Consider the following 6,507-nt stretch of genomic DNA (forward strand, 5'->3'; position numbering starts at 1 on the left):
GCTAAAAATTAAAAAATTCGAATTTCCTTTTTACAAAATTTGCTACTAAATTTAACGCAAATAACACCAATAATAAAGCTATAATTGCGATAGCAGCAAGTTCAACAAATGCAATTTCAGGATTGCTTGACCATATGTATATTTGCACAGGTAGAACAGTCGCCGGATCGAAAAAGGACGTAGGTGTATCAGCAATAAATGCCACCATACCCATCATAAGTAAAGGAGAAGATTCACCTAAAATCCTTGCAATTGCAAGCACAGTACCATGTATTATTCTTGGTAACGCAATCGGTAAAGAGTGATCTAATATCACCTTGATGTGAGGTGCACCGAGCGCAAACGCTGCATCTTTTATCGTAATAGGAACATTCGCAAAGGCATTTTTTGTTGCAATTATAATATTAGGTAACATCATAAATGAAAGAGTCATTCCACCAACAAGTGGTGAAGAGCGTGGTAGCCCAAATATGCCAAGATAGAGAGTTAAGCCCACTACACCAAATATTATTGAAGGCACTGCAGCAAGATTATTTATGCTAATTTCTACAATATTAGTCATTAGCCTATTTTTAGGCATAAATTCGTAAAGACAGATGCCCGACATAATTCCTATTGGTAATGCTAATGCTAGGCACACTATAATTGTCATTAATGAACCGATAAACGCTCCTAAAATCCCTGCATTTTCAGGTTCACGAGAGTCAGATTTAAGGAATAAAGACTTATTAAAAAATTTTTTCACTCTCCTCTTTTCTTTTAGCCAATCAAGTAATTTAGCATAACGATCGTTCAAATATTTATCTTTATTTATTGAATTAATTATACTTGACGCGGTAAACCAGATCTCATATTCACCACTATCTTTTACTTTCTTACGAAAAAATTTCTCTAGTTCTTTGTAAGAATTACGACTTAAAATTTCGTCACCGTCTTTAAAATCAGTTCCTCCAAACACCTTACGTAAAGAATCGTTGAGTAAGCCAATGGACTTATACCGCAAATCACTAGGATTACTCGCCAAAGCAAGATCAGCATTTATTTCAACTGGCAATAAAATTTTCGTTACTGTTAAGGCACTGTAAGAGTTAACTAATATACTCAACAATATACACACAGGACAGCCAAGTGAGATAACTAGTGCCGTGAAAGAACAAAAGCGTAGCGCTCTGTTCTTTTTATTTTTCCTTTTTATACGAGCATGTACACGCCTTGACTGAAGTAATTTAAGGAATTTTTTCTTTATACTCATTTACTTTTCTTTACACGAGGATTTGAAAAAACTTTCCCCTTTTTTGTCATGCAAGTAGCTGACACTGGGATCCAGCAGGCTTTGCCTGCAAATAATTTTTACATTTTCCATGAAAGCACAAACCAAAAGGAGAATAATGAATGCTGGATCCCAGTGTCGGAGCACTGGGATGACACCACAGCGGGAGGCAAACACAATGTTCGTACAGTTGTGTGTCACGCACTGGGATGACAAGAGAGAGTTCTGAGATGACACAATTGACATCACTCCCTATTGTATCTACTTAGATTTCTTTTTAACATAAGTAGTACGCTCTTTGATCCTTGCAGCTTTTCCAAATAGTTTGCACAGATAATACAGTTTTGCTCTACGAACCTTTCCTTTTCTTGTCACTTGCACTGAAACCAGTGCAGGAGAATAAACAAAAAACTGAGACACTATACTTTCTCCATGGCTCACTTTTCTGACTGCAAAAGAAGAATGTAACCCGCGGTTCCTTTTTGATATACATACACCTTCAAATATCTGTATACGTTCACTTGTACCGTCAACTACTTTAAAAGTGACCTTCAAATCATCGCCAGGACGAAATTCTGGTATTTCTTTAGCTAACACTTGCATTTGCTGTTCGTTAAATTTTTTAAGTAAATTTGTCATTTATCTCTCCACTCAATAATTCAGGCCTACGCTTTTTTGTTATAACATGAGACTGCTTCTGCCTCCAATCACTTATTTTTTTGTGATTGCCAGATAACAAAACCTCAGGTACTTTATATCCCTTCCACTGCTCAGGTCTAGTATATTGAGGATATTCAAGTACACCACCACCATAATTAAAACTTTCTTCAGTAATACTATCGGTATTATTTACTACACCTGGAAGAAGTCTAATGCATGCATCAAGAACCACCATTGCAGCTGGCTCACCTCCTGAAAGTATATAATCTCCAATACTTAACTCATAAGGAGTATACGCATCAATTATCCTTTGGTCAATACCTTCAAATCGACCACACAATATTGTTATATGAGGAAACTCTAATAATTCTCTGGCAATATTCTGATTAAACTTAGTTCCAGATGGAGTCATGTAAATAAACTTAGTGTTTTTATGAACAGAGAGCATACTATCTACTGCATCACCAACTACATCAGAACGCATAACCATTCCTGCTCCACCTCCATATGGAACATCATCCACAGTTGAATGTTTATCTTTCGCAAAAGAACGAATATTTATTACTTCAAGGTTCCATATTTTTTTTTCTAACGCTTTTCCGGCAAGAGAATAGTTCAAAAACCCCGGGAACATTTCTGGGAATATGGTTAATATTGTAACATTGAATGCCATTAAGGTTTATTTTAAGTTATTTGGGGCTATACTCTAAGAATAGTAAATTGATATAATATATAGTTAAATTAAACATGTCACTGAATAAAACGATATACGAAGGTAAAGCGAAAGCCATTATTGAAACTGAAGACTTATCAATTGTCATACAGCACTTTAAAGATGATATTACAGCATTCAATAAGGAAAAATATGAAATAATCGATGGTAAAGGAATAATTAATAATCATATTAGTGCTTTTATCATGGAAAAGCTTGAGAAAGCAGAAATTAGCACACACTTTATAAAAACTCTAAACGAAAGAGAACAGCTAGTCAAAAAACTCAAGATAATACCTCTTGAGGTAGTAGTTAGAAATGTCGCAGCTGGCAGCTTTTGCAAACGTTTTAATATCAAAGAAGGTGAGAGGCTTGCATCTCCTATAATCGATTTTTTTTACAAAAATGATGACCTAGCCGACCCAATGGTAAGTGAAAATCACATACTGTATTTTGATTGGCTATCTAGCAAAGAAATGGATGAAGTTAAAACTACAACTTTAAAAATCAACGAAATATTAGTTCACCTATTTTCAAATGCAAGTATATATTTAGTTGATCTCAAGTTAGAATTTGGCAGATTAATAAATGACAGTACTAAAATCGTTTTAGCTGATGAAATTAGCCCTGATAACTGCAGATTATGGGATAAAAATACTTATAAAAAGCTAGACAAAGATGTCTTTCGTTTGAATTTAGGAGATTTAAAGGAAGCATACCTAGAAGTTGCAAAAAGACTGTCAGTAAAGTTAGGTTAACTAAATACTACTCTATCAAGTGGAGGGTTACATGCCTCATCAAGTTTTCCAATAATTTCAATTTTTTCTCCACGTTTTTGGAAATGATTTTTCACGTTTTGCATATTCTCAGAACTTACGATCAATACCATACCAATACCACAATTAAATGTTTTTAGCATTTCTTTCTTCTCTATTTTACCCTCCTTTGTTAGCCATAAAAATATATCTGGCCATTTCCAGGAATTAATGTCTATGTTTGCAAATAAGTTTTTTGGAAGAATTCGCGGAATATTGTCTACCAAACCACCACCCGTGATGTGCGCAATACCTTTTACTTGTGACATGATAGGCAGCAAAGAATCAACATATATTTTTGTTGGTTCAAGTAGTATTTCACTCCAAGATTTATTATTCCATAGAGATGTATCGTTATAATTTATACCTAAGCTTTTGAAAACATGGCGCACTAAAGAAAACCCATTTGAGTGAATTCCACTTGACTCTAAGCCAACTATATAATCACCTGCTTTCATCATACTACAGTTTGGAAGAATTTGCTTTCGATCAACTACACCAACCACAAACCCTGCAAGGTCATAGTGATTATTACCATACATTCCAGGCATTTCTGCAGTTTCCCCACCAACCAATGCTATTTTAGCTTGCTTGCACCCCTCTGCAATGCCCTTAACCACAGATAATAAAACATCTTTGGTCAAAACGCCTGTTGCAAAGTAATCAAGGAAAAACAAAGGCGTTGCTCCTTGTGCAAGTAAGTCATTTACACACATTGCAACTAAATCTATACCTATAGTATCATGTTTATTCACTTCTTGAGCTATCAACAGTTTCGTACCTACTCCATCAGTTGAGGAAACGAGTACTGGATGGTCATACTTCTTACTTAGTGCAGCAAAATCAAATAACGCAGAAAATGAACCTATTTCGCTGATTACTTCTTCTCTAGTAGTTTCTTGAGCAATAGGCTTGACTTCTTTTATTAACTTATTATATAGTTCAATATCTATTCCTGATCTGGTATAAGTATTCATAATCCTTTTATAAATTTTAAAATTGTTAATACTATATTAATGCCTTGATATAAAAAGTGCAACGAAACTTTCTCTTAATTGACTATTATATACTTACCAATATAGGGTAACTTAAATCATTTATAATTATCCAATGAACGAAAATACCAAAAACATACTGTTAATAACGGAACTGCTATCAGGACGGCTGCTTCATGACTTTGCTAACTCTATGAATGGAATAACGTTTGGCGTAGAAGAGCTTGAAGTAATAGATAAGAATGATGCTGATGCGCAGAAGGAAGCGTTGTTGTTTCTTAAAGAAAGCTCCGATGATTTAATATATAAACATAAAGTTATGAAGCAGGCATATTCTTCTTCAATGGATAATTATAGCTTTGATAAGACCAAATCTAATATCGAAAATTATTTATTAAAAAAAAAGTAAAGCTTACGTGGAAAATAGACGCATACTCTGCAAAAAATAAGGAAGATTTAATTGAAAAGATAAATAAGATAATTTCTAATATGGTGCTAACTATAGCCAGTGCAGTGGCGGAAGTTGAACTAGTATCTGTTTTACTGAGTCAAACAGAAGATAAAATGCTATTAACTATAAAAATTCTAAATGAACACAAACCAATAAGCAAATCATTAGTAGACAAATTAATCAAAAAAAATGACACTAATTTAAATACAAAAGATATTAATATCTATATGACCTCTTTATTATTAGAGTACTATAACACTGAAATGCATTATACTTGCGAAAATAATTTGCTGGAAATAGGTTTAACTATAACTTGAGTTGCATATTTGGTTATTACAACTTTTTCTTCGTGTCAAGGCATTCCCCGACAAGGGGTACCAAATCTAATTTTTGTAATCACTTAAGTCTAGTACTATTTTATTAATGTAGCGCTCATTTGCATCTTTGATGATAAACTTCATACCATTTTTATATTTAATGACTTCATCTACAGAAGGTACTTTACCAGCAATCGAAAGAATCAAACCACCAAGTGTAACATAGTCTTCTTCAGGTTCACGTAATTCTATTTTTAGATCCTCTTCTATATCTTTTATAAGAGCCCTTGCTGATACTTCAAACTTATTTTGAGACAATTCAGTAATGGTATATTCTGAATTTATTTCGTTTTCACTATCAATGTTTGGTATTAGTTCCTCTATAAGATCAGTCATTGAAATTAAACCATCAGTTCCACCATATTCATCCAATACGATAGCTAAGCATGATTTAGAAGAGTTCATCCTAACAAAAAGATTAGTTGTCTTCATCGAGGGTGGAACAAATATTACGCTTTGTATAATATGTTTCAGATTAAAATTTTTATCCCTATTAAAAATAACATCTTTTACATAAAAAAAGCCTATTACGTTATCAAAGTTATTTTTATAAATTGGTATTTTAGTGTGGCAAGTGTTTTTTATCTTCTTTATTATTTCACGCTCGCTTGACTCAATGTCTACTGCGCATATCTCTGTACGTGGAGTCATTATATCCATTATACCACAATCGCGGAATTTTAATAGACCATTAAATATATTAAGGTCTGGCAGATCTTTCATTAATGCCTCAGTCGCACACTTTTTCAACACAGAAGCTTTTTTGAAAAGGAAGAGAAAAATTCTATATGCTATTTTTTCTACTAAGGTTCTTTTTTTACTCAATTTATTCCCTGTAATGGCAAAAACGTTTTCAGATTAGATTTATCAAGAAAACTGTTATTAAATGTTTAATAAGCATGTGAATAATGTCAAATTAATTTGTGAATTATTTGTTGATATAAAATACCAACAATTGATCAACAACTTTTTCAACAACATATACATAGTTGTGTAACAATGCATGATGGTAAAGTATTTTCCATAAAAGAAAATTACTAACACTCTAAACACCTTACTTATACACATAAATCATAACAGAAAATCAATAATATACGAAAGTTACTCACATATTTATCCACAAGTTGAACAACGCCAATTTTTACTGAATTTTAAGTTAGTAACAAGTTATTGATAGAACTATTATTATTACTATACTTTAATATACAAAAGAATAAATAGAATAGA

9 protein-coding genes are annotated in these 6,507 nt (G+C 32.8%); 4 read left to right on the forward strand and 5 right to left on the reverse strand.

The features are described from left to right. Position 1: 1 nt before the first annotated feature. A complete protein-coding gene (gene pstA / locus AAGD66_RS06900; RefSeq protein ID WP_007549491.1) occupies positions 2–1,252 on the reverse strand; it encodes a phosphate ABC transporter permease PstA in 1,251 nt (416 codons plus the stop codon). 109 nt (positions 1,253–1,361) lie between these two features. On the opposite strand from pstA, the gene AAGD66_RS06905 reads away from it, so the two are divergent. Then, positions 1,362–1,499 (forward strand): hypothetical protein, encoded by a 138-nt coding sequence (locus AAGD66_RS06905; RefSeq protein ID WP_264723931.1) that lies wholly within the window; start codon positions 1,362–1,364, stop codon positions 1,497–1,499. Between the two features lie 32 nt (positions 1,500–1,531). Here the strand turns inward: AAGD66_RS06905 and rplS are convergent, their stop codons facing one another. Together rplS and trmD are read right to left on the reverse strand one after the other, a co-directional pair. Then, positions 1,532–1,909, reverse strand: coding sequence for a 50S ribosomal protein L19 (gene rplS, locus AAGD66_RS06910; protein ID WP_006279489.1), 378 nt, complete (start codon positions 1,907–1,909; stop codon positions 1,532–1,534). Then, positions 1,893–2,603, reverse strand: coding sequence for a tRNA (guanosine(37)-N1)-methyltransferase TrmD (trmD, locus tag AAGD66_RS06915; protein WP_007549279.1), 711 nt, complete (start codon positions 2,601–2,603; stop codon positions 1,893–1,895). Before trmD ends, rplS begins: the two co-directional genes overlap by 17 nt. Before the next feature lie 74 nt (positions 2,604–2,677). On the opposite strand from trmD, the gene purC reads away from it, so the two are divergent. Continuing rightward, complete coding sequence (purC, locus tag AAGD66_RS06920; protein WP_155969369.1) at positions 2,678–3,400, forward strand: phosphoribosylaminoimidazolesuccinocarboxamide synthase; 723 nt, start codon at positions 2,678–2,680, stop codon at positions 3,398–3,400. On the opposite strand, the gene purM is transcribed toward purC, so the two are convergent. Continuing rightward, a complete protein-coding gene (purM, locus tag AAGD66_RS06925) occupies positions 3,397–4,434 on the reverse strand; it encodes a phosphoribosylformylglycinamidine cyclo-ligase (protein ID WP_007549277.1) in 1,038 nt (345 codons plus the stop codon). The genes purC and purM overlap by 4 nt on opposite strands. A gap of 133 nt (positions 4,435–4,567) precedes the next feature. On the opposite strand from purM, the gene AAGD66_RS06930 reads away from it, so the two are divergent. Then, a complete protein-coding gene (locus AAGD66_RS06930) occupies positions 4,568–4,861 on the forward strand; it encodes a hypothetical protein (protein ID WP_006280049.1) in 294 nt (97 codons plus the stop codon). 14 nt (positions 4,862–4,875) lie between these two features. Continuing rightward, positions 4,876–5,220 (forward strand): hypothetical protein, encoded by a 345-nt coding sequence (locus AAGD66_RS06935; protein ID WP_233395610.1) that lies wholly within the window; start codon positions 4,876–4,878, stop codon positions 5,218–5,220. Positions 5,221–5,286: 66 nt separating this feature from the next. On the opposite strand, the gene AAGD66_RS06940 is transcribed toward AAGD66_RS06935, so the two are convergent. Continuing rightward, positions 5,287–6,105: a transporter associated domain-containing protein gene (locus AAGD66_RS06940; protein ID WP_341814466.1), complete on the reverse strand. Its 819-nt coding sequence runs from the start codon at positions 6,103–6,105 to the stop codon at positions 5,287–5,289. Between the last annotated feature and the right edge of the window lie 402 nt (positions 6,106–6,507).

The sequence above is a fragment of the Wolbachia endosymbiont (group A) of Dendrolimus pini genome, assembly GCF_964026835.1.
Classification (GTDB): Bacteria; Pseudomonadota; Alphaproteobacteria; order Rickettsiales; family Anaplasmataceae; genus Wolbachia; species Wolbachia pipientis.

Excerpts from the sequence above, each read along its gene's own strand:
- purC (WP_155969369.1), top strand. The coding sequence starts at position 2,678 with ATGTCACTGAATAAAACGATATACGAAGGTAAAGCGAAAGCCATTATT.
- purM (WP_007549277.1), bottom strand. The coding sequence starts at position 4,434 with ATGAATACTTATACCAGATCAGGAATAGATATTGAACTATATAATAAG.
- AAGD66_RS06905 (WP_264723931.1), top strand. The coding sequence starts at position 1,362 with ATGAAAGCACAAACCAAAAGGAGAATAATGAATGCTGGATCCCAGTGT.
- rplS (WP_006279489.1), bottom strand. The coding sequence starts at position 1,909 with ATGACAAATTTACTTAAAAAATTTAACGAACAGCAAATGCAAGTGTTA.
- pstA (WP_007549491.1), bottom strand. The coding sequence starts at position 1,252 with ATGAGTATAAAGAAAAAATTCCTTAAATTACTTCAGTCAAGGCGTGTA.
- AAGD66_RS06930 (WP_006280049.1), top strand. The coding sequence starts at position 4,568 with ATGAACGAAAATACCAAAAACATACTGTTAATAACGGAACTGCTATCA.
- trmD (WP_007549279.1), bottom strand. The coding sequence starts at position 2,603 with ATGGCATTCAATGTTACAATATTAACCATATTCCCAGAAATGTTCCCG.